The sequence below is a fragment of the Streptomyces sp. NBC_01460 genome (assembly GCF_036227405.1).
Lineage (GTDB): Bacteria > Actinomycetota > Actinomycetes > Streptomycetales > Streptomycetaceae > Streptomyces.
In genome coordinates, this window is the sequence record NZ_CP109473.1 from 958,160 (window position 1) to 981,946 (window position 23,787).

General features: G+C 72.1%; 14 protein-coding genes and 1 pseudogene. 7 read left to right on the forward strand and 8 right to left on the reverse strand.

The window, feature by feature from the left end:
* The first annotated feature begins 165 nt into the window (after positions 1-165).
* Positions 166-1,293 carry an NADAR family protein gene (locus tag OG488_RS04325; protein WP_329226069.1) on the forward strand — a complete coding sequence of 376 codons (1,128 nt, stop codon included), beginning with the start codon at positions 166-168 and terminating at the stop codon, positions 1,291-1,293.
* Positions 1,294-1,414: 121 nt separating this feature from the next.
* On the opposite strand, the gene OG488_RS04330 is transcribed toward OG488_RS04325, so the two are convergent.
* The 3 genes from OG488_RS04330 to OG488_RS04340 form a co-directional block, all read right to left on the reverse strand.
* On the reverse strand, positions 1,415-1,984 hold the full coding sequence (locus tag OG488_RS04330; RefSeq protein WP_329226070.1) for a hypothetical protein: 570 nt from the start codon (positions 1,982-1,984) through the stop codon (positions 1,415-1,417).
* A gap of 60 nt (positions 1,985-2,044) precedes the next feature.
* Positions 2,045-2,257 carry a hypothetical protein gene (locus tag OG488_RS04335; RefSeq protein WP_329226071.1) on the reverse strand — a complete coding sequence of 71 codons (213 nt, stop codon included), beginning with the start codon at positions 2,255-2,257 and terminating at the stop codon, positions 2,045-2,047.
* 363 nt (positions 2,258-2,620) lie between these two features.
* Positions 2,621-4,228, reverse strand: coding sequence for a S8 family peptidase (locus OG488_RS04340; protein WP_329226073.1), 1,608 nt, complete (start codon positions 4,226-4,228; stop codon positions 2,621-2,623).
* A gap of 654 nt (positions 4,229-4,882) precedes the next feature.
* Between OG488_RS04340 and OG488_RS04345 the strand changes: the two genes are divergently transcribed.
* The gene (locus OG488_RS04345) at positions 4,883-7,879 is read left to right on the forward strand and encodes a LuxR C-terminal-related transcriptional regulator (protein ID WP_329226075.1); all 2,997 of its coding nucleotides are present in this window, start codon (positions 4,883-4,885) and stop codon (positions 7,877-7,879) included.
* A gap of 73 nt (positions 7,880-7,952) precedes the next feature.
* The gene (locus OG488_RS39215) at positions 7,953-8,681 is read left to right on the forward strand and encodes a hypothetical protein (RefSeq protein WP_443074208.1); all 729 of its coding nucleotides are present in this window, start codon (positions 7,953-7,955) and stop codon (positions 8,679-8,681) included.
* A gap of 30 nt (positions 8,682-8,711) precedes the next feature.
* On the opposite strand, the pseudogene OG488_RS39220 reads toward OG488_RS39215, so the two are convergent.
* The 5 genes and pseudogenes from OG488_RS39220 to OG488_RS04370 all read right to left on the reverse strand — a co-directional run.
* Positions 8,712-8,981 (reverse strand): annotated as a pseudogene (locus OG488_RS39220) (maleylpyruvate isomerase N-terminal domain-containing protein); the annotation flags it as partial.
* A gap of 86 nt (positions 8,982-9,067) precedes the next feature.
* On the reverse strand, positions 9,068-10,528 hold the full coding sequence (locus OG488_RS04355; protein WP_406461004.1) for an alpha/beta hydrolase family protein: 1,461 nt from the start codon (positions 10,526-10,528) through the stop codon (positions 9,068-9,070).
* A 170-nt stretch (positions 10,529-10,698) separates the two neighbouring features.
* Positions 10,699-12,138, reverse strand: a complete 1,440-nt coding sequence (locus OG488_RS04360; RefSeq protein WP_329226080.1) for a gamma-aminobutyraldehyde dehydrogenase — start codon at positions 12,136-12,138, stop codon at positions 10,699-10,701.
* 14 nt (positions 12,139-12,152) lie between these two features.
* Positions 12,153-12,554: a YybH family protein gene (locus OG488_RS04365; RefSeq protein ID WP_329226082.1), complete on the reverse strand. Its 402-nt coding sequence runs from the start codon at positions 12,552-12,554 to the stop codon at positions 12,153-12,155.
* A gap of 60 nt (positions 12,555-12,614) precedes the next feature.
* Positions 12,615-14,150, reverse strand: a complete 1,536-nt coding sequence (locus OG488_RS04370) for a purine-cytosine permease family protein (protein ID WP_329226084.1) — start codon at positions 14,148-14,150, stop codon at positions 12,615-12,617.
* 102 nt (positions 14,151-14,252) lie between these two features.
* On the opposite strand from OG488_RS04370, the gene OG488_RS04375 reads away from it, so the two are divergent.
* The 4 genes from OG488_RS04375 to OG488_RS04390 all read left to right on the forward strand — a co-directional run bounded on the left by OG488_RS04375 (position 14,253) and on the right by OG488_RS04390 (position 23,759).
* Positions 14,253-15,704, forward strand: coding sequence for a PucR family transcriptional regulator (locus tag OG488_RS04375; protein WP_329226086.1), 1,452 nt, complete (start codon positions 14,253-14,255; stop codon positions 15,702-15,704).
* Positions 15,705-15,925: 221 nt separating this feature from the next.
* Entirely contained in the window at positions 15,926-21,451 is a 5,526-nt protein-coding gene (fxsT, locus tag OG488_RS04380; RefSeq protein WP_329226088.1) for an FxSxx-COOH system tetratricopeptide repeat protein, read from the forward strand.
* A 110-nt stretch (positions 21,452-21,561) separates the two neighbouring features.
* Positions 21,562-22,728 carry a CHAT domain-containing protein gene (locus OG488_RS04385; protein WP_329226090.1) on the forward strand — a complete coding sequence of 389 codons (1,167 nt, stop codon included), beginning with the start codon at positions 21,562-21,564 and terminating at the stop codon, positions 22,726-22,728.
* On the forward strand, positions 22,725-23,759 hold the full coding sequence (locus tag OG488_RS04390) for a hypothetical protein (RefSeq protein WP_329226093.1): 1,035 nt from the start codon (positions 22,725-22,727) through the stop codon (positions 23,757-23,759). Before OG488_RS04385 ends, OG488_RS04390 begins: the two co-directional genes overlap by 4 nt.
* Positions 23,760-23,787 lie beyond the last annotated feature (28 nt).

A 23,787-nucleotide genomic window follows, 5' to 3' on the forward strand; every position in this document is an offset into this window, starting at 1 on the left:
CGAAGGGGCTCGGCTCGTGGATCACGGGGTGGTGACAGGTCGCCGTGAACCGTCCGATGCCGACGGGGAGTTCGTCCGGCCGTCGCCACCCGAGTCGTTGCGAGGGCACGGCGGAAGCCGTTGGATCCCGATCTTGTGGGAGCCCGAACAGCTACCCTGTCGCGCATGGCGATACGGCGGCGGACGTGGCGGAACGTGGACGGCGAACGCGTTGAGGGCACCTGGCGGCACGCCTTCATCCGCAACGGCGGGGACCACTTCCTCACCGACCTGCTGATCTACGCCGACGGAATGGTCGACTGCTGGGGTCTGGAGACCCTGGACGGCTTCGCCGGCAAGCTCGCCTCCGGATGGGTCGCCACCGACCTGCCCGAAGGCGCCCGGGCATCGGCCCACCACCTCGCCTCGTGGAAGTTCGCCGAGCCGAAGAGCTGGCTGACGCCTGAGATGCTGCTCGGCGAGGTCCGCGACGACATCGACCAGCTCAACGGCGTTCCGGATTCCACCGGTCGCTGCCTTGCCGCCGTTGACGTATTCCGAGACGCGCCGACCGAGGCCAACCGGAACGCTGTTCGAGAAGCCTACGAAGCCATCCCGGAACACCTGCGGAGATACGCCCTGGGTGACATGGACCGCAAGGATTTCCCCCTCCGGGTGATCGTGGCCGGTCCGGAGAAGCAGATCGAGCTGTGGGGCGGAAGCACCGTCGATGTCACCGACGAGATGCATGCCTCCGCCCTGGAGTACTTCGCGGAGCGCGAGCAGCTGCGAAAGCGGTACGAGACGAAGACGCCCGCCGACGGCCCGACCGAACCGGCCGAGAGCAGCGTCCTTATCAACCAGGTGGTCTTCCCGCGCGGCTGGCCCGAGAACCCGGGCACCCTCGTGCTGCGCAACGAATTCCCGTCGCCGCTCGTCATCGGCAACCGGACCTACCCCACGGTCGCGCACGCCTACTGGGTGCTGGCGGTCGCCGACGAACACCGACAGGCCGAGATCCTCGGCGCGGAAAGGCCGTATGACGCGCAGAAGCTCGCCGAGGGTTCCGCTCTGCGCGACGACTGGCCCCAGGTTCGGGTCGCCGTCATGACGCGCCTGCTGCGCGCGAAATTCCAGCAACACCCCGAGTTCGCCGAGACCCTGATGGCCACAGGCGCCACCAGACTGATCTACACCGAGGTCGGATCCGCCTTCTGGGGGGAACACGGGCTCGAAGGACGGAACTGGATGGGCCGGCTGCTGGAGCTGGCCCGCTCCGAACTCGTCGCCGCCAAGCTGGACGTCGTGCCCTGACCGACCGGAGCAGTCCGGCGCGGATCGCCTCGGTCGAGTGACACCGCGTGAAGCTGCACCTGTCTTCCGGCCGATCATGTGACAGAGACAGACGCAGAGGGAGACGGCGGTGGTGCGTGGGTTACAGGTTCGCCGTCTCCACCCTGCCTGTGAACCGGCCGCCCACTTGATCGGCGAGCCAGGGGACGCGGGCGATCTGGTCACCGTTCCGGTCCCGGGCGTGCACGTGGATGGTGTGGTCCTGCGACGGTTCGTCCTGGTAGAGGTCCCGGGAATTCACCGTCAGCGTGAGGTACGCGTACGTCTGCGAGATCGCCTCCAGCCCCGCTTCGGGAACGGCGGGCCACGCGTCCAGATCCCACCGAACAGCTGCGGCTTCTGGCCCCAGGGCGGCGATGAAGGGCTCCGCGCGGTCCAGCGGACGACCCCAGTCGAACACGCGGATCGGCAGGCAGGCCGCGGGGTCGTCGCCGCACTCCGACGAGCCGCGCTCCTTGTCGGCCGACGCCCACCATTCGAGGTCGGGCAGTACGTCACGTACGTGCGCCAGGACATCCGGCGACCTGATCACGGCTTCGAAGTCGACCTCCCCCCGACCGATGTCCGCGATGACCAGCAAGGCACGCACCGCACGTATCGCTTCAGACAGGTCGGCCGTGGTGAGGACAGCAGCCGCAGCAGAGTTACTCATCCCGGAACCATAGGACGGGGCCACAGACCGGCCGAACGATTTCGACCTGCCCCGCAGTCGTCAGGAGCAGGGGCAAGAGCCTTGGGGGGCTTCCACGTTCGTGCGGGCCTGGAGCGCACCCGCCAGGCGGCCGACAGCGTCGTCAGGCACGGCGTCGAGCTCGTGGGAGCGGGAGCCGTCCTTGCCGTGATCGGAGACGTCGGGCTTCCCGTGCGCCGACTCGGTGATGTCGAGCACCGCCGGCAGCGCCTTCCGGGCGTCGCCAAGCGTCATCCCCTGGACGAGGCGACGGGTTCTCCTGCCGCTGCTGTTCGGTCAGCGTCCGACCGTGTACGTGAACCGCTCTGTCACGCCGGTCGCGCGCCCCGGGCAGAAACCGGTCCCTCAGGTCATGACAGCGGGCCGGCCCGGTCCGGGGCCGGCGAATGACAACGGGCTCCAGCACAGGAGGACCTGGTGCCGCTGAGCGGCTCCACTCTGGAATCACGTGCCCCGAGCTCGCCCCTCGGGCCGTCGTCCCCCTCGCTCGGCCCGGGGTGCGCCGGGCTCATGAAGCCGCCGCCCGGCCCTCGGGGAGCGAGGACGGGGCGGCGCCATGAGCTGTCGTGTCGTGCCGGGTGTGTGGGGTGGCGGGGGTCAGAACTGGAGCGACCAGGCGTTGACGTAACCGGTGTCGTTGACCCAGTTGTCGGAGACGCGCAGCTTCCAGGTGCCGCTCGCGGTCTCGCCGGAGGCGTTGACCGTGTAGGTGGCCTGCACGTTGTCGGCGCCGTCGTTGCTGTTGTAGGTCTTCAGCGGGTAGGCGGTGCCGTCGGGGGCGATCAGGTCGACCTTGAGGTCTCCGCGGAAGGTGTGGCGGATGTCCACGGTGACGGCGAGGTCCGAAGGCGCGTTGCCGGTGAGGCCGGTGACCGGCAGCGGTGACTCGACGGTGGCGTTGTCGCGGATCTGGTAGTCGTCGGTGTTCTCGAACCTCTCACCTGCGGGCGGCGGGGTGGTGGTGCCGGCACCTGTGTACAGCAGCTTGTTCGGCGAGCCGGTGCGGACGTCGGTGACCTTGTCGGGGGTGGCGTCGGCGACCAGCCTGTCGCGGACCTGGGCCGGGGTCCATGTCGGGTTGGCGGCGAGCAGCAGGGCGGCCGCGCCGGCGACGTGGGGGGAGGCCATGGACGTACCGCTCATCGACTGGGACGCCGTGTCGCCGGAGTTGGACGTGGAGACGATGCTGTCGCCGGGGGCGAAGAGGTCCAGGCAGGAACCGTAGTTGGAGCCCTGGCCGTTGGACCAGCCGCTGGCACGGGCGTCCCGGCTGTTCGTCGCGCCGACCGTGACGGCCGACGGGGTGGAGGCCGGAGAGTACGAGCAGGCGTCGGCGTTGTTGTTGCCCGCCGCTACCACCCAGGTGATGCCGGAGGATATGGAGGTGGCGACGGCGTCGTTCACCGACTGGGTTCTGCCGCCGCCGATGCTCATGTTGGCCACGGACGGCTTCGCCGCGTTCCTGGTGACCCAGTCGATACCGGCGAGGACCGGGGCCCAGGTGTCGCCCGAGCTGCCCTGGCAGTTGAGCACGCGGACGCCGATCAGTCCGACGCCCTTGGCGACTCCGTACGCGCTGCCACCGACGGTCCCGGCGACGTGGGTGCCGTGCCCCGCGCAGTCGGACGCGTTGCTGTCGTTGTCGATGAAGTCGTAGCCGCTCACCGCCCGGCCACCGAAGTCGCGGTGGCTCATCCGGATGCCGGTGTCCACGATGTACGCGTTCACGCCGGAGGCGGGGGTGCTGTAGGTGTAGCTGCTGTCCACCGGCAGGTCACGCTGGTCGACACGGTCCACGCCCCAGGAGGGCGGGGAGGTCTGGGTGTCGACCGCGTAGGCCGCGGCGTCGGCTTCCACACGGGCCACCGAGGGGTCGGCGGCGAGTTCCTCGGCCCGGGCCTCCGTCATCCGTACGGCGAAGCCCCGCAGGGCGGCGGTGTAGGTGTAGCGCAGGCTGCCGGCGTGCCGCTTGGCCAGTGCCTTCGCGGAGGCGGGTACGTCCCCGCGCGGGACCGAGTCCTTGAAGGTGACGATGTAGGAACCCTCGACCGCACCGGGGCGGTCGGCGCCGACGATGCGGCCTTCACCGCCGGGCGGAGGTACGGGGGCCGCTGTCGCCCCCGTGGTCGTGGCGGCCCCGGCGAGCAGGGCGGCGCTGGCGCAGACGGCGAGTGCACGCCGGAGGACGCGGGCGTCGAACTCCATGGTTTCTCCCTTTGTCGGTTGTGCGTGGGCCAGGTGCGAGGCGTAGGGGTGGCCGGCGCCGCCGGCCGGTTCGGGGCAGTCACCGTGGGCGGGGTGTGCCCGCGCCCATGATCGACGTGTCAAGGTCATGACATGAACGAAGCTGGGGCGTGGATGACGGTCGCGCGGCGCCTTCGGGTCACGGCGTCCACGGGTGGCGGGACGAGCGCTGTGCCGCACGGAGGGGGCCGCGCGGCACGGGCTCGGTCACGCCGGACGGCTGGGGGTGTGCAGCCGCCCCCTGTCCCGGTTCCGTCGGCCGGAACCCGGCGTACGGTGTTGGCGATTTCGGGCTGCCCAGAGCTTCGGTCGTGCGGGAGAGGTCCCGCAATCCGTAGCGGTACCTAAGAAGTGACGGCGCGGACGGTGGCCCCTGCGGGCCCGGACGACATGGTGGCCGTCCCGGGGGGTGTCTCCGCGCGGGTCGCCACGGACGGGACCGGGACCGGGTGAGGGCGCCGGCATTTCGTAGGTGGTGAACCCCTATTGCGGCCCGGGCGTTCGGCGGGGTAGACCACGTGCGCAGCGGAGGCCGTGGTCCGGCCGGAGAGCCGGGCCGGGTCGACGGGCCCCGGTGCGCGGTGCGGGGACGAGTGGTCGTCGGGAGGCGGAGCCGTGGAAGCACGAGGTGCCGAGACGGAACACGGCGCGGAGATCACCGGCGGCGGATTCGTCGGACGGGTCGAGGAGGCACGGCGGTTGCGGAGGGCGCTGCGGGACGGGCCCAGCGTCGTGGTGGTCCGAGGGGAAGCCGGTACCGGCGTCTCCCGGCTGGTGGACGAGGTACTCGGCGGAGCAGAGTGTGCCGGGTGGACACACCTGCGCGGGGTCTGTCCCGACGTGATGGACCCGGCGCCGCTGGGGCCCGTCGCCGACGCTCTGGCGGGACTGCCTCACCGACCGGTCGGCGCTCCCGGCCGAGCACTGCCTTCCCTGACCGGAGTCGTGGGGCTCGTCGTACCCGAGCTCGCCGACCGGCTGCCGCCACCGCCCGCGGCGGCGGCCGACCCCGAGGTGCGGCGCGGGCTGCTGCCCCGCGCGGTCCAGCGACTCCTGACGGCGATCGGCGACTCCGTGCTGGTCGTGGAGGACCTCCAGCACGCGGACCCCTCGACGCTCGGCCTGCTGCGCCACCTGATGGCCGCGATGCCGCCCCGGCTGCGGCTGGTCCTCACCGAGGACGCCGCGCCCGGACTGCCCGGCGTCGGCGTGCGCGTACCGGCGCGGGTGCGGGTCGAGGAGGTCCGCGTTCAGCCCTGGGTTCCCGGGGAGACGGAGGAGTTCGTCCGGCAGTGGCTGGACGCCCGGCCGGGGTGGACCGAGGAGCACGGTGAGGTGGCGGGGCTGGTGCACCGCCTGAGCGGCGGTCTTCCCGGGGTGGCCCGCGCGCTGCTGCAGGAGGCGGGCGACGCGCTGTGGCGGGCGGGCGGGGAGGGCGCTCCGAGGACTACGGGCGACACGCGGGCGGGGCGGGCCGGCGGCGCGCATGCGGCGGCGCAGAGCGGTGTCCGCGCCGGCGGGGAGGACGGCCCGCCGGCCGGGGTCGTGGCCGCCGCCGTACGGGAGGCCGGCGTCCCGCCGCGGGTGCGGCTGGAGTTCGCCCAGCGGTGTGTGCGGCTCGACGAGGACGCGCACCGCATCGTGGACGCGGCGGCGGTGCTCGACCGGGCTGTGCCCCTCGGCGTCCTCGCCGAGGTGGCGGGCATCGCACCCGAGCGGGCCGGGGCGGCCCTGGACATGTGCGTACGCGGAGCGGTGCTGCGGGCCGTCGGGCCGTACCCGGGCTTCCGGCACCCGTTGGATCGCGAGACCGCACTGGCCCGGATACCCGGACCACGCCTGGCCGGACTGAGCCTGCGCGCCGCCCGGGCACTGCGACGGGCGGGGGGCGGCCCGCTGCCGTTGGCCGACCTCGCCCGGCTGTACAGGGCCGCCGGGCGGATACGCGAGAGCCTGCGCTGCCTCGTCGTCGCCGCCGACCGGGCTGCGACGGCCGGCGACTACTCCACCGCCACCACCCTCTACACCCAGGCCGTCGTCGAGGACCCCCGCGCGGCGGGACGTGTCCACACCGCCGAGAAACTGGCACGCACGGCCCATCTGGCCCGTGCCGGGGAGGAGGTGGTGACCGCGGTACGGCGGGTGCTGGAGGAGGACGACCCGCCGCCCCGGGTGCGCGGTGAGATCCGGCTGCAGTTGAGCGTCGTCCTGCGCAATCAGAGTGGAGGCGCCCTCGACAGCCTCAACGAGGTCGCCCAGGCCATTCCCGACCTGGAGATGTCCGACCCGCAGACCGCGGCCCGCGCCATGGCGGTCGCCGCCATCCCCTCCATCAAGGGATGGGCCATCGGTCGGCACCAGGAGTGGCTGGACCGCGGTGAGGCGCTCGCCGGCCAGGTCACCGACCCTGTGGCCCGGGCCTCCATCGCCGCCAACCGGGCCACCGCCCTGATGCTGCTCGGCGACCACCGGGCCTGGGCCGCCGCGGAGACGCTGCACGGGCCGGCCGCGACCGCCATCGAGGCCGCGCACCACACCCGGGGGTGGACCAACCTGGCACACGCCGCCACCGCCCTGGGGTACGACGTGCGGGCCCAGGAGTTCCTCGACCGGGCGACCGACGGGCTCGCGGAGACCAGCAGCCCGTACGTGGAGGGGCTCACCCAGACCGCCCGCCTGGTGCTCGCCTGGCACGGGAGCCGCTGGCACGGACTGCACGAGGCGGCCGGCCACACCGCCAGGCTCTACCGGGAGATACCCGACCTGACAGCCGAGGCCCTGCTGGTCCGGGGGCTGACCGCCCTGCACGTCCTGGGTGACGTACCCCGGGCGCGGCGCGATCTCACGGACGCCACCCGCATCACCCGCTACGACACCGGCGTCATCCTCACCGCGTCCGCCGCCGCCATCGCTCGCGTCCATCTGGAGGCCGGACGGCCCGGGCAGGCGTGCGACGCCGTGGAGGAGACCCTGCACCGACTCGACCGGACCGGCGGCTGGGTGTGGGCCGGAGAGGTCGCACCGACTGCGGTGGAGGCCCTCGTCGGCAGCGGGCAGACCGCACGGGCTCGACGGCTGGTCGCGGACTTCGCCGCGGGGACGGCGGATCGTGACGCGCCCGCCGCCCGGACCGCGCTGACCATGTGCCAGGCGTGGCTCGCCGAGGCCGAGGACCAGCCGGACGAGGCGATCCGGCTGTGGGCGGACGCGGAGGCGCAGTGGGTACGGCTCGGCCGCCCCTTCGACGCGTCCCGGGCCGCGGAGGCCCGCGGGCGCTGCCTGCTCAGCCGGCACGGGGAGACGGCGGCCGGCGCCATCCAGGAGGTGCTGGAGGTGTACCGGGAACTGGGCGCCCGCTGGGACGTGGCCCGCTGCCAGCGGATGCTGCGCCGCCACGACATCGTCACCACCCATCGCCGCGGTCGCCTCGGCTACGGCGACGAGCTCTCCCCACGCGAGCAGGAGGTGGCCCGTCTGGTCGTCCAGGGGCGGGCCAACCGGGACATCGCCGAGAGCCTCGTCCTGTCCACGCGGACCGTCGAGCACCACGTGGCGCGGATCATGCGAAAGCTGAACGTCACCTCCAGGAACGACATCTCCCCGGTGGGCTGAGGGCTGCGATCACCGCGCGTACGGCTCCCCGCGCCCCCTGCACGCCGGGGCCCGACAAGGCAGACTGCGCTGGGTGAACGACTACGGCATGGTGCACCGCGAACCCGCTCCCGAGAGGTACGGGCTTCTGCGCGTGGAGGGCGACGATCTCAGTCCGACCGACTGGATCACCCGAGGCGCCTCCGGCTACGGCGGCTTCGGAACGGTGGCGGGCGTCGCCGCGCCCGGATACGCCGCCTACGCACGGATCCTGCATCCGGCCGAGCTGGACGAGCGGCCGGTGAGGTGGTCGGCGGTCGCCTCCGCCTACGGGCGTGAGGTGGCACCCGGCACGGACTGGCATGCGCTGATCGGGATGGACCGCGACTACCAGAACGTCTCCGAGTACGGCCTGCCCGGCATCTGGGACGAGCACCCGGCGGAGGGCCCTACCCCGCCGGCTGTCGCCTCTGTTCTGATCCCCGTCCTGGCGCGGCACACCCGTACGCCCGAGCGCTGCTGGTACGGCCTGTGGAACGGCTACGGGCGCTTCGACTTCGACCGCACCCCCACCTTCGAGACACCCGGCCGGGACGAGCTGCTGCTTTCCGGCACCTTGGCCGAAGCCGTCTCCCCGGTGTCCCTGGAAGCGTTCGCCGAGCTGCCCGACCTGTGGTGGCCGCAGGACCGGGCCTGGTGCCTGGGCGGTGACGTGGACCTGGTGAGCACCTACGTCGGCGGGTCCGACGCGCTGATCGCGGATCTGCTGGCAGCACCGGAGCTGGAGGCCCACCGGGTGGCGCCCGGCGACGCCGTCGGCTGAGCGGGTGGGATGCCCCGCCCGGTCAGTGCCGGCGGCCAGCCGGACGGTCAGCGCGTCGAGCGGGTCGTCGCCGCCCGGCGGCGTGCGGGTGACCTCCCAGTAGGTCACCGCGTCGCGGGTCGGTTCCGTCGCCTCGGGGGTCGCGAGCGTGATCAGGACGTCCTGGGAGTCGATGACCAGATGACAGACCAGGTCCCGGACGAGCCAGCCGGTACATCCGGACGGCCGCGTGAAGTCCTCGTCCGGAAGCTCGGCGACCGCGGTGCGCAGAGCCGTCCACGAGCGTGAGAAGAGATCCACGCCGACACGCTAGTGCGGTGCCGCCGGGGCGGACAAGCACCGTGCCGGGTGGGTGGGCTCAGCCGCCCTCGTCGTCGGGCCCCCTGTCAGGGGGCGATCCCGACGCCGTCGATCCGGCTCCACGCCTTCTCCTGCGTGGCGGTCATCGCCGGCCATGCGAGGCCGCCCGGCCTGGGCCGGACCAAGGAGGCGTACGGCGCGGGGCGGAAGCCGTCGTCGTAGAAGCACCCGCTCCCGTAGGTCCGGTCGTACGTTCCGCAGGAGGCAGCGACCGAGTGTGCCGTCGGGGTGCGACCCGAGCGCACCCAGGTGTCGAGGGCCGCGAGGGAGGTGGCGTACTCGGAGTCGCTCAGTGCGCTGTGTTCGGTCTCCGTCGTGAACGTCTGGACGAGGTTCCGCCCTCGGCCGGCGGCCCGCAGCGTGTCGCGGTAGGCCGCCTCGTGCTCGACGAAGGCCGTCGGGTCGCCGATCGCGTGCAGGGTGAGGACCGGGAAGGGCACCTTGCCCGTCAGATCACTGTCGTAGGAGAGGTCGCGGTGCGCGGTGGGGTCGGCGGTGAAGCGCTCGACACCGGCGTCGAGCGCCTTGTCGTCGTGCGAACCGGTGTACCGGACGCCGCGGTTGCCGAACGGGTTCCGTCCGCCGAGCCTGTTCGTCACGATGTCCCGGAACGTGAACGTCGCGAAGCGCAGGTGCGATTCGAGCGAGCGCTCCGGAATACGGGTGACGGCGAGGATGTCGTCCAGGTTGCGCTGCTGCGGCGCGGTGCGCTCCGCGGGTTCGGAGGCGAACCCGGTGCACTCCTGCAGACGGGCGCGCAGCCCCTCGCTCGTCATGGTCGAGCCCGCCCGCAGCCCCTGCCACAGCGGGTACTGCGGCTCGGACGGCCGGGGGTGGTTGTGGCAGTAGTACTGGTAGACCACGCGCAGGTCCACGCGGTAGTCGTATCCACGCGAGCCTCCGCCGAGGACGCCGCTGGTCAGCAGCGCCCCGTCGTACGCCCCGGGCCTGGATCCGTACGCCTCCGCGACCTTCGCGGCGACGTTTCCGCCCCAGGACTGGCCGTGTACGTACGTCCGTTCGGGCTTGCCGAACTCCGAGACGAACAGCCGGCGTGCGCTCTCGGTGTCGGCGGCGGCCATGCGCGTCCCGTAACCGCCGCGACGGTAGGAGGAGCCGACCCACGCGTACCCCTCGTCGACCATCACCGCCCACCGTGCGAGGTCGTCGCCGCTGCGGGAGGGATCGGAGGAGTCGCCGAGATCGGGACCCCCGTGCGCGTGCACGACGAGGGAGCCGTTCCACCGGGTGGGCAGCGCGACCGTGTAGTACGCCCCGTCGGCGTCCTGGCCGGAGTAGCACGTCGCCGTGTCCGCCAGGCGGGCCGGGCAGTCGACGGGGGCGGGGTGCCCGGTCCGCGCGACGGCTGTGGTGGTGCCGAGCGTTCCGAGGAGCACCGCCGCGAGCCCGGCGGCCAGCACGGACGGCAGGCGTCGGCGGAATCGGGGCGGCCGGGAGGTGTCCGAGGGTGCGTCAGGCGTGTTCAAGGCACGGCTCCTGTGTGTACGGGACGCGAAGTCGCGCCGCAGGCCGGGATGCTAGGGAGCCCTGCCTCGCGCGGGCCAGCCCTATGGCCGTTGCGTTCATACTGTTCGCCCCGCGCGCCGTCCCCGGAACCGCGGTCCGGCCCGGTGCCGGACCGCGGTTCCCGCGTGGATCAGAGCGCCGTCATGACGTGCTTGATGCGGGTGTAGTCCTCGAAGCCGTACGCGGAGAGGTCCTTGCCGTAGCCGGACTTCTTGAACCCGCCGTGCGGCATCTCCGCGACGAGTGCCATGTGGGTGTTGATCCACACACAGCCGAAGTCGAGGTTCTTCGACATCCGCATCGCCCGCGCGTGGTCCTTGGTCCACACCGAGGAGGCCAGGGCGTAGTCGACGCCGTTGGCGAACTCCACGGCCTGGGCCTCGTCCGTGAAGGACTGGACCGTCATGACCGGGCCGAAGACCTCGTTCTGGACGATCTCGTCGTCCTGGCGGAGGCCGGAGACGACGGTCGGGGCGAAGAAGTAGCCCTGGTCGCCGACCCGGTGGCCGCCCGCCCGGATCTCGGCGTGCGCCGGGAGGCGCTCGATGAAGCCGCTGACCTGGGCCAGCTGGCCGGCGTTGTTGAGCGGGCCGTACAGCACGTCCTCGTCGTCCGGCTGCCCGGTCTTCGTGTCGGCCGCCGCCGCGGCGAGTGCGGCGACGAACTCGTCGTGGACGGACTCGTGGACGAGGACCCGGGTGGCCGCCGTGCAGTCCTGGCCCGCGTTGAAGAAGCCGCCGACGACCAGGTCCTCGACCGCCTTCGTCAGGTCGGCGTCCTCGAAGACCACAGCCGGGGCCTTGCCGCCGAGCTCCAGGTGGACCCGCTTGACGTCCTTGGACGCGCTCTGCGCGACCTGGATGCCGGCGCGCACGGAACCGGTGATGGAGGCCATCGCCGGGGTCGGGTGCTCCACCATCAGACGGCCGGTGTCGCGGTCGCCGCAGACCACGTTGAAGATGCCGCGCGGGAGCTCCAGCTCGGCGAGGACACCGCCGATGATCTCGGCGACCAGCACCGTGGACGCCGGGGTGGTGTCCGAGGGCTTGAGAACGACCGCGTTGCCCGCCGCCAGCGCCGGCGCGAACTTCCACACCGCCATCAGCAGCGGGTAGTTCCAGGGCGCGACCTGCGCGCACACTCCCACGGGCTCGCGGCGGATGATGGAGGTCAGCCCCTCCATGTACTCGCCCGCCGAACGGCCTTCGAGCATCCGCGCCGCGCCCGCGAAGAAGCGCACCTGGTCGATGGCCGGGTCGAGCTCCTCGCTGCGGGTGAGGTGGAGCGGCTTTCCGGTGTCGCGGCTCTCGGCGGCGACCAACTCGTCCGCCCGTGCCTCCATCGCGTCGGCGATCTTCAGCAGCGCGCGCTGGCGCACGGACGGTGTGGTGTCGCGCCAGACCGGGAAGGCGGCGGCCGCGGCGGCCATCGCCGCGTCGACGTCCGCCTCGCCCGAGAGCGGGGAGGTCGCGTAGACGGCGCCGGTGGTGGGGTCCACCACGTCGAGCGTGCGGCCGTCCGAGGCGTCGGCGAACGCACCGTCGATGTAGTTGCGGAACGTGGTGCTCATGGAACGTCTCCCGGTCAGGCGGTGGTACGGGCGGAAAGGTGTTCGTGGACGGCGGTCCAGCGGCCGTCATCGGCGCGGGCGAAGACGATGGTCTCCCGCTCATGGACCGTCTCCTCCCCGACATGCGTGGCGATCCGTGTCTCCACGTCGTGGCTGAGGACGGCCGTGTCGCCGAAGGGCTGGATCAGCGGGGCGGACGACGTGCAGCCGAGGATGCGGAAGCCGTCCCGTTCCACCCATTCCTGCCAGAGGGCGCGGTACTCCGCCGTGGAGCCGAGCCGCCGGGCAGTGGTGTGGAAGACGAAGGTCGCGTCCGGGGCGAACGCGCCGAAGTAGTCGTCGAGGCGGCCTTCGGCGAAGGCCGCGACGAGTGCGTCAGCGGCGGCCCGGACCTCCTGGACGGTGGTGGTGCTCATGATCTGCTCCTGGTCACGGGCGTCGTCCGCCCGGGGTGCGGATGGGTGGGACGGCGAGGGTCAGAGCGCCGGGGCGGGGTCGGTCACGCGTTCGCCGCCGGCGCCGGTGATCGGCGGCACGGGCGTGTCGGACGCCCGCACGAAGCGGGGACCGTCCGGGCCGTACACGGCGCGCGGCTCGGGGAACAGGGTGAGGAGAGTGAGGTGGAGGACGGCCGCGAGGACGAGGCCCACCGGCAGGGAGATGTCGGCGCCGTCCGCGAGGTCGCCGAGGGGGCCGACGAACTGGCCCGGCAGGTTGGTGAAGAGGAGCGCCACGACCGCCGACACCAGCCAGGTGGACATGCCGCGCCAGTTCCAGCCGTGCGTGAACCAGTAGCGGCCGCCGCGCTGACGGCGGTTGAAGACCTGGAGGGCCTCCGCGTCGTACCAGCCGCGCCGGGTGACGTAGCCCAGCGCCATCACGATCATCCACGGCGCGGTGCAGGTGATGATCAGTGTCGCGAAGGTGGAGATGGACTGTGCGAGGTTGAGCGCGAAGCGGCCGACGAAGATGAACGCGATGGACAGGACGCCGATGAAGAAGGTGGCCTGGACGCGGCTGAACCGCGTGAAGACGCTGGAGAAGTCGAGCCCCGTGCCGTACAGGGCCGTCGTGCCGGTGGAGAGGCCGCCGATCAGGGCGATGAGGCAGAGCGGCAGGAAGTACCAGCCCGGCGAGATCGCGAGCAGTCCGCCCACGTAGTTGGGGGCGGCAGGATCGACGTACTTCGCGGCCTTCGACGCGATGATCGACGCCGTGGCCAGGCCGAAGAGGAACGGCAGCAGGGTGGCGATCTGGGCGAGGAACGCGGCGCCCATCACCCGGCGGCGCGAGGCCCCGGCCGGGATGTAGCGGGACCAGTCGCCGAGGAAGGCGCCGAAGGAGACCGGGTTGGAGAGCACGATCAGCGCGGCGCCGATGAACGAGGGCCAGAACAGCGGGTCGGCGGTCGAGGCGAAGGCTCCCGCGTAACCGGGGTCGAAGTCGCCCGCGAAGGCGAAGGCCCCGAGCACGAAGAGGGCGGAGGCGGCCAGCACCGCGATCTTGTTGACCAGCAGCATGAACCGGAAACCGTAGACGCAGACGGCCAGCACGAGACCGGCGAAGACCGCGTAGGCGATGCCGTAGCTGAGGTCGGACTCGGGTACGTCGACGAGCCGGTGCGCGCCGCCGACGAGGGCGTCGCCCGAGGACCAGACCGAGATCGAGAAGAACGCGATGGCGGTGAGCAGCGAGAGGAACGAGCCGACGACCCGGCCGTGCACGCCGAGGTGCGCGAAGGAGGAGACGGCGTTGTTCGTGCCGTTGGCCGGTCCGAAGAGTGCCATCGGGGCCAGCAGCAGCGCGCCCGCGACGAGCCCGAGGAGGGTCGCGGCGAGTCCCTGCCAGAAGGAGAGGCCGAAGAGGATCGGGAAGGCGCCCAGCACACAGGTCGCGAAGGTGTTGGCGCCGCCGAAGGCGAGGCGGAACAGATCGATCGGGCGGGCGGTGCGGTCCGCGTCCGGGATCCGCTCGACACCATAGGTCTCGATTTCGGTGATCGAGGTCGTCACGGACGCTCCACCTTCCGTTCATGCGTAGGGGCGTCCCAGCAGTCTGTGGCCCTGCATGATCGGCGACAACTGTGTCCGGCACAGAGATGTACGCTCCTTTATGTGGCCAGCAACAAACTCACCGTCGAGGATCTGCTCTCCTTCCCCGCGCTCCAGCTCTCGGTGAAGGCCGGCAGCAGCGGTCTGGGCCGCTCCGTGTCGTGGGCGCACGCCAGCGAGCTCGCCGATCCGACGCCCTGGCTGCTGGGTGCCGAGGTGATCATGACGGCGGGTCTGGCGGTCCCCCGCACCGCGGCCGGGCAGCGCGCCTATCTGGAGCGGCTGGACGACGCGGGGGTGTCGGGCCTCGCGCTCTCGGCTCAGCTGCACATGCCTCCCCTGCACGACGCCTTCTTCGAGGCGGCCGAGGAGCGGGGCTTCCCCGTCCTGGAGGTGCCGCTCGCCGTCCCCTTCATCGCGGTCTCGCAGGAGGTCGCCGCCTCCGTCCAGGAGGACGCCCGGCACCGGCTGGGGGCGCAGCTCCAGGTCTTCGGCTCCTTGCGCTGGCTGGTCGCCGAGGACCTCGACACCCCGGCGCTGCTACGCCGGCTCGAAGGGCTGTCGGGCTACGACGTCTACCTCTGTACGCCGCAGGGCCGCCCCCTCCTGCCGGGCGTCCCCACGCCGGATCCCGGTGTGCTGCCCGCCTCCGTCGACGCCCCGCCCACGGTGCCCGGCGGCTTCGTCCTCCCGGTGCCGGCGCCCGGCGGCCCTGCGGGCTTCCTCGTCGCGTACGAGCGTCAGGGCGCGCAGCCCGCGGGGCTCGCCGTCGTCCAGCACATCGCCACCGTGGCGGCGCTGCGGCTGGCGATGGTGCGCAACGAGCGCGAGGTGCTGCGCCGCGAGGGCGCGGAGACGCTGGCGGAGCTGCTGCAGGAGGTGCTCGATCCGGAGGCGGCCCGGCGTCGGCTCGCCCGGCACGCGATCGAGGGTGAGGCCGTGCTCCTCGTGGTCCGCAACGCCGGCGACGAGGCGCTGCCGCGCTGTCTGGAGGACCACCCCCATCTGCTGCTCACCTGGGGCGAGGACCGCTATGTCCTGGGCGCTCCGGAGCTGGCGGAGGCCGTCGGCGGGCTGCCGTCCGTGGCGGCCGGGATGAGCCGCCCCTTCCTGCCGGGCGTCGCGCTGAAGGTCGCCGAGCGCGAGGCGCTCTGGGCGGTCTCGAAGGCCGTGGAGTCGGGCCGCCCGGTCGTCCGGTACGGCGACGACGCGACGGGACGATGGCTCCCCGACGACCCCGCCGTCCTGAGCGCGCTCGTCGAGCACGTGCTCGGCGAGGTCCTGCGGTACGACGAGGCCCATGACTCGCACCTGCTGGTCTCCGCCCGCACCTGGATGGAGCGTGACCGTCGTACCGAGACGGCCGCGGCCGCGCTCCACATCCACCCGAACACCCTGGCCTACCGGCTGCGCCGCTTCGGCACCCTGTCCCGGCGCGATCTGACGTCGACGGGTGCCCTGGCGGAGGTCTGGCTGGCGATCCAGGCGGCAGGGGCTCTGGGCCTCACCGACTGACCGGGGCGGGGCCCGGGGCGGGGGAATCGACCCCGGCGGGAGCTGGCTGATTCCCTCCGGTGACGGCCTTCCGGGCGTGACAGCCCCACCGCGCGTCCCTACAGTGACCTTCCCGCGTCTCGCGCGTTGTCAAGGACGCCGAGGCCGGTCGCCCGGTGACGGTGGCTCCGGCACAGCGCGCGATCACACGGGTACGAGGTGGTCGGCAGCCTGGGGGAGCGATGATCATCACCGAGCAGTCGCGCACTGCCGTGGCGGAGGCCGTCCGCAGCCATCCCACCCTGCTGGGCCAGGAGGGCGACAGTTCCCGGCCCGGCAGCGATCCGCATGCCGAACAGCACACGACGGTCCTGTCCGACGAGGCGAAGGCGGCCGCCGTCCGGATCCCCCCTCGGCCGGGGCTCGACAATCTGCCCGCTCCCTCGAAGCAGCCCTTCGTCGGCCGTTCCGAGTCCCTCACCCGGTTGGCCGCCTCCCTGGAGGACGGCGGCGGAGTCATCACCCAGAAGTCGGCGACCACGGTGAGCGGCCTGGGCGGCATCGGCAAGACGGCGCTGGCGCTGCACTACGCGCACGAGCGGCGCGACGAGTACGCGCTCGTCTGGTGGATCACCTCGGAGAGCGAGGAGCAGATCGCCTCCGGCCTGGCCGACCTCACGCTCGCCCTGCACCCGGTCTGGGCGAGACGGGCCACCCCGAAGGAACGTACGGAGTGGGCGCTGACCTGGCTGGAGGCGCACCCCGGCTGGTTGCTGGTCTACGACAACGTCGAACGGCCGGAGCACCTCACTCCCTTCCTCGGGCGGCTGCTCTCCCGGGGACACCAGCTGGTGACGAGCAGGTGTCGTGACGGTTGGCCCGAGGGCGCCGAGCTGATCAGCCTCGATGTGCTCAGCCACGACGCGGCGGTGGATCTCCTCTGTGCGCCGGGTACGGTTCAGGACAATCACATCCCGCCAGGACGTACACCCGCCGAGCGCGCGGAGGCCGAGCTGCTGGCGGACGACCTGGGCTACCTGCCTCTGGCTCTGGCACAGGCACGCGCCTACCTGAGGGAGACCCGGACGGGGCTCGCCGCCTATCGGGCGAAGCTGACCCACAAGGCCGAGGCCGGCTTCGGGGGCGACAGCGCGGCGGCCCGCGCGGTCGCCCGGATCTGCCGTACCAGTCTGGAGGCCATCCGCGCCCGGCATCCCCTGGCCGTGTCCCTGCTCCACACACTGGCCTGGTACGCCCCCGAGGCGTTGCCCCTGGTCGTGCTGAAGCACATGGACGGCCGGGAGGAGGACACCGAGGCGGCGCTGCAGGCCCTGAGGAACTATCACCTGGTCGCCATCGGGCCAGCCGGGATCGCCCTGCACCGGCTTCTCCAGCGGACGCTGCGCGAGGCGGCGGCGACGCAGGTACCGGATGCCCGCGGGCGGGCCGAAAGGGCACTCGCCACCGCGGTCGGCGCGGCACCCGACGGCGTCAGACCGTACCTGACCCACATTCAGGCACTGGCGGCGACCGGGACGGCGGAGGACGCCGAAGCCGAAGCCGGGCTGGTGGCCATGTACCGCCAAGGTGCCGAGGAGTTGGGGGCCCGCGAGCAACACGTCCTGGCCATCCCGCTGATGCAGCGGGTCGTCGACTGCAGCACACGCCTGTGGGACGTCGACCGCGAGCCCACGCTCGGCTACCGCGACCGCCTGGCCGAGCTCCACGCGAAGGCCGGCGACCCCGTCACGGCGATCAGCCTCTGCAAGGACCTCTTCCTCGACCGCACCGCGGTGTCGGGCGCCGAGGCGCCGGAGACCCTGGCCAGCCGGGAGCGGCTGGCGTACGCCTACCGCAAGGCGGGCGAGGTGATGCGCGCGGTCACGGAGTTGCAGGCGGTCGTCGGGATCCGTCTCCGCGTGCAGGGTCCGGACCACGAGGACACGCTCCGCAGCCGCAACGACCTGTCGTACGCGCTGCAGACCGCCGGACGCCACGTGGACGCGGTCAGGGAGTTCGAGGCGGTCGTGGCCGACCGCGAACGCATCCTGAGCCCCCAGCACAAGGACACCCTCACCAGTCGCACCAACCTCGCGTACGCCTACCGCTCGGCAGGTGACCACGCCACAGCCTTACGCCTGTACGCGCAGGCGGTCGGCGACCGGAGCTCGATCCACGGGCCGGACCACCCCGAGACCCTCACGAGCCGCGGCTGGCTCGCCTCCGCGCACATGGCCGCGGAGAACCCGAAGGCCGCCGCCGAGATCTACACGCAGGTGGTGGAGGCCCGGACACGCGTCCAGGGAGCGGATCACCCGGACACGCTGCGCAGCAGACAGGACCTCGCCTACGCGGTCGTGGACGCCGAGGGCCCGGAGTTCGCCCTCGCCTCCTTCGAGTCGCTCGCCGAGGACAGCGCGCGTGCGCAGGGCCCGGATCACCCGGCGACGCTGGACTACCGCAACGACATCGCCGTCGTCCACCGGCTCCGCGGGGACTACGCCAGGTCGTCCGACCACTACGAAGCGGTGATCGCGGGGTACAGCAGGGTCCGGGGAGAGTTCCACCAGGACACGCTCCGTGCCCGGGGAGCCCGTGCCTACGCGCTGCAGATGTCCGGAGACCTGCGCCGCGCCCTGGACGAACGCAGAAGGCTGGTGGCCGACAGGACCACGGCGCAGGGGCAGGAGCATCCCGCGACGCTCACGGCCCGCGTCGGCCTGGCCAACACCCTCCGTGCGGCGTCCGAGTTCAAGGACGCCATCACGCTCTTCACGGAAGTCCTGGCCGACCGGATCAAGCTGCTGGGACCGGAACACCCGCATGTGCTGGGCACGCGCGAGATCCTGGCCTTCACCCGGCAGGACGACGGCCGGCACGCCCAGGCGGTCGAGGAGCTGCGGAGCCTTCTCGCCGACATGGAGGGGTTCCTCCGGCCCGACCACCCACGGATTCTCGCGGTCCGCCAGTCCCTGGCCGAGTTGTTCGCGGCGGAGCGCCGCCATCCCGATGCGATACGCGCGTACCAGGAGCTGATCGAGAACCAGACGCGCGTCCACGGCGAGGATCATCCGAGGACCCTGCACATCCGCGAGCGGCTCGGTGTGGCGCACCAGGCGGCCTTCGAGTTCGACCGGTCCCTCGCCCTGCTGGACGCGCTGGTGGCCGACCGCACCCGTGTCCAGGGCGCCCGGCACCCCCACACCCTGCACACCCGCGACCTGCATGCCTGGGTCCTGCGCTCGGCCGGGAGGTACGACCGTGCGACCACCGCGTACGAGCGGCTGATCGACGACCGGACCCGGCTGCTCGGCGCCGAGGCCCTGAGCACGCTGGACACCCGCAACGGGCTGGCACTGGCCTACCTGGGAGCGGACGACCACCAGAGGGCCATCACGGAGTTCTCCCGGCTGCTCGACGCACACCGCCGGTACCTGGGGGACGAGGCGCCCGCCACCCTGACCGTCCGGGAGAACCTCGCGGATTCGTACTCAGCCGCGCAGAACCACCAGCAGGCCATGGCCCTGTACGACGAAGCGGTCGCGGCGTGGGACCGCGTCTGGGGCCCCTCGCACCAGCGCACGCTGTCGGCCCGGCGGGACCTCGCCCTCGTCCAGCGGGAGGCCGGGCGGCACGAGGTGTCCCTGGCCACCCTGATGACCGTGCTGGAGAGCCAGGCCGACCGCGACGGGGATGATCACCCCGGTGTCCTCGCGCTGCGGCTCGACGTCGTCGCGGGGCACATCGCGGCGGGCAACAACCTCCTCGCCGAGGAGTTGGCGGGCCCGCTCGTGGACGACTACGTCCGCGTACGCGGCCGGGACCACACGGACACCCTGAACGCGCGCTCCTGGCTCCTCTACGCGTGGATGCGCTCCGGCCAGGTCCACCGGGCCATCACCGGCCTGCGTGCCCTGCTCGCGGACCGTGTCTCGTTGCAGGGGGATTCCCACGTCGCGGCGCTGAGTACACGCACCACGCTCGCGTTCGCCTTCGAGGAGGCCGAGGAGTACGAGGCGGCCCTCGCGCTGGCGGGGAGAGTGGTGGCGGACCGGACGCGCGTACAGGGCGCGCACCATCCGATGACCCTGGCCGCGCGGGCGACTCTGGCCAGGCACCGCGAACTCGCGGGCGACCGTGCGGGAGCCCTGCGCGACCTGTTCCGGCTGCGCGGGGACCACGAACGTCTCCTGGGCCCGGAGCACACCGACACGCTCGAAGTGCGTGACGACGTCGTCCGGGTGCTGCTGGGCGGTTCCACGGCCGGGTCCGCCGTGCGCGCGGCCACGTCGCTGGTGGACGACTGTGCCCGCGCCCTGGGGGCGGACCACCCACGCACCCTCAACGCCCGTGCCAGGCTCGCCCGGGCGTACACACAGGCCGGCGACGTCGGCACGGCCCTCCGCCTCCGGGGGCAGCTCGTCGAGGACTTCGGCCGGGTCCTCGGGCCGCTCCACGACTCGACGCTGCTCGCGCGCCTCACCTGGGCATCGTTGTTCCGGCCGGCGGGTGACCGGCAGCAGGCCGTACGGCATCTGCTCGAACTGGTCGCCGACAGCGACCGGATCCGGGGCGCGGACCATGTCGCGTCCGTGGCCTGCCGGGTGAACCTGGCCTTCGCCGTCTGGGAGACGGGCGACCTGCCCTGGGCCACGTCCATGCTCGAGGAGCTGCTCAAGCGGTGCGAGGAGGTTCTGCCGGACGAGCACCCCTGGACGTCCCACATCCGCGGCAACCTCGCCTGGGTCCTCGCCGACTCCGGGCTGACGGACCGTGCGGTACAGCTGGCACAGCGGTTGGTCGACGACACCGTCGCACTCTTCGGCGCGGACCACCGTCGTGCCTGGGGCCCGGCGGCGGTCCTCGGGCACACGCTGCTGCAGGCGGGGGCGGCCGAGGAGGCCTTGGACGTCCTGGAACAGCTGCTCCTGGACGTGAGCCGGCTGCAGCCCGACCCCGCGTGGCCGGCGAGCATCGACGGTCTCGTCCGGGCCCATCTGAGGGCGGCGGCCCTCGGCGCCTCGGAGGGATGCGGGATGGAGGGGACTCACCCGGAGGCCGCGGCCGTCGACGAGGAGGTCGTCCGGCTCCGTACGGTGGTCGAGTTCCACGCCGACCGCCTCGGCGTCCGTCTGCCCAGCCTGCCGGTCGAACTCTCCCGTGTCCTCTCCGACTCCGAGCGCCACGCGGAGGCCGTGACCTTGCTGGAGGCTGTCCACGCGGGGCGGAGCCGGGTACTGGGGCCGGACCACCCGGACACCCTGGAGAGCCACGCCGAACTGGTCCTGGCCCGCCTGGAGACCGCCGCGCCCGCGTCCCCCGACTGGCAGAGCGATCTGCTGTCCCGCTGGGAGAGCGTCTTCGGCGCGCAGCACCCCGAGACCGAGGAGCTCCGCTGGCGTCTGCGCACCGCCCGGCCGGCCTGGCAGCCGAGGCTCACGCTCACCGGCACCGCCGCCGTCGGCCTGACGTCGTCCGTGGAGGTGCGTCTGGAACGGCAGAAGGACGTGCCGGCCCTCGATCTGCCCCGGATCGAGGTGGTCGCGGACTGCCGCACCGACGCGGTGCTCCTCCCCGCCGTCGTGGAGTACGCCCCTGGTGGCGCCCCTGCGGTCTTCTCCTTCACCCCGCGGGAACCGGGCGCGCACAAGCTCCGTTTCACTCTGTACGACCATGCCTCCGGCCTCGCACTGCAGGAGTTGGAGACGGTGGTCCAGGTACCCGGCACCGAAGGGCGGCACGGTGCGCGGACGCAAGGGAGCGACTGACCCGGATGGCACAGGAACTCAACTTCGAGATAGTGCGCAATCCGTCGTCCGGATACACGGTTCCCCCACCACGGGCCGCGCAGGACACGGGTGGTGGGAAACCTCGTGACATGCGCATCATGCTGCGTCACGCCGAGCGCGACGGCCTGACCATCACCACCCACGCCTCGTGGCTGCCTCCCCGCGACCAGTGGCGCAACGCCCGCCTGGAGACGACGCCGGAAGCGCTGCTCGGCAAGGCGGGCACGTTGCGCTTCGAGTGGAAGCGCCTGGTCGTCGACCACACCGACGACAGTCCCGGACCGGGGATGCGGGTGGGGGGCCGCCCTCTGGCCGAGGAGCCCGATCTGACCCAGCACTCGACCCTGGTCGAGACGTTGGTGAAGACCCTCGCGGAAGAGGGCTTCGAGGTGCTCGACGTCATGCTCGACGGAAGCGACCCCGGTCTGAGGCGTCTGCGTACGTTCCTCCTCGAGACCCTGTCCGAGGAGAAGGACCTGCGGATCAGCTTCGATTCGGACCTGCCCCTGCCCTGGTCCATGCTGGCCGTCGATCCGTCCCGGTTCTCGGATCCGTGGGACGCCTTCCTCGGACACCGGCACCAGGTCGAACAGACCAGCCCGGCGTACTCCTGGGTGGATCAGCTGACGCTGGAACCGCGTCGGCGCGCGGTCACCAGCCTGAACACCGACACCACGCTCGACAGGGTGGGCCGGGCCTCGGATGTGCGGGACCTCCTCGACAGCCGCTCCCACCTCACGGTCCGCACCCGGGCGGTGGACCTCCTGGACGCCCTCAACAACGCGGTCCTGCCCGAGGACCTGATGTACTTCTGGTGCCACGGGACCTTCATGGACGAGGGCACGTCGGACCGGCGTCTGGTCATCAAGCTGTCCGACTCCGATCTGATCGACAGCGCGAAGGTCCGCCGGAGGCGTCGGCGTCTTCGCGACATGCCGCAGAGATTCAGGCCGTTCGTCCTGCTCAACGCCTGTCACACCGGCCAGGCGGCCACCGGCACGCACGTCGAGCACCTCGGCGCGGCGCTGATAGACCTGGGTGCCGACGGTGTCCTCGGCCCTCAGATCGAGATACCGCAGGTCTTCGCGTCGGAGTACGCCTACTCCTTCCTCGAGTTGTACCTGGCCGGCACGCACACGGCAGGGGAGATCAGCCAGCTGCTGGTCCGGACGTTCGCCGAGAAGTTCCACAACCCGCTCGCCCTCACTTACTCGTTGCACTGCGGACTGCACAGCCGTCTGGACCTCGCCTCATGACCGCCGGCGCGTTGCCGCGTGTCGTCCCGGAGCCGCTCGTGGTCGACCTGGACGAGCAAGGACGGCTGAGGACACCCGAGGACGTACCCGTGCCCGTCGACCGTGTCGCCGAGCACTTGGCACGGCGGCTGCGGATCCCCGGGTGGGCGACGGACATCCATGTCTACGTGCACGGCTGGCGGACGCCTCCCGCGACCGCCGCGCGCAGCGCGACGAAGCTCCTCTCGCAGGCCATGGACCTGTGGACGGCCCGTCCCGACCGCTATCCGGGGCTGTCGGACGGCTACCGGCCGTGGAGCGTCGTGGTGCGCTGGCCGTCCTCCAGCCGCCCCACGCTCGGCGGTTACCGCCTGATCCGCGACCGGGCGCACTCCATGAGCGCCGAGGGGCGGGGCCACGCGCCGTACGTCATCGGGCATCTGCTCGGCTACCTGGATGCCGGGCGCGTCGATCCGAGGGCCTCCGCCGTACTGGCGAACCGCAACGGCCAGTACCTCCACCTGACGGGCCACTCGTTCGGCGGCCGCTTCCTGTGCGAGGCGATGCAGCGTGCGGCAGAACGCCCGCCCGTACTCGGGTGGAGCACCCCGTACGACTCCCGCCGTCCCTTCACCGTCGACAGTGCGCTGATCTTCCAGATGGCGGCGCCCCGCGACGCCTTCGTCCGTCACTACGCCGATCTGTTCCCCTCCGGCCGGCATCCCGGGGCGCCCCTCCGGGGACCACTCGTCCTGACCCACTCCCGCTGGGACCGGGCCACCGGTTTCTGGCATCTGCGGGCGGAGCGCCGGCCAGGGATCGGGCACTCGGGAGCGGGTCCCGCTCCGGTTCCGCAGTTCTCGACCACGCTGCTCGGAACGGACACGCCCTACCCCCAGCACGTCCTGGACCACCGGGTCGTCAACGTCAACGCCGACGGGCTCTACCGCGGCAGCCGTCTCACCCGCCTCTCCCCCGCCGGGGCACATTCCGACTTCCTGCGCCCCGAGTCGGCCCACCTCCTGCTGACCCTGGCGGAGCGCTCCCGCTGAAGCGGCAGAGGCCGGGCCCGGCGGCCGC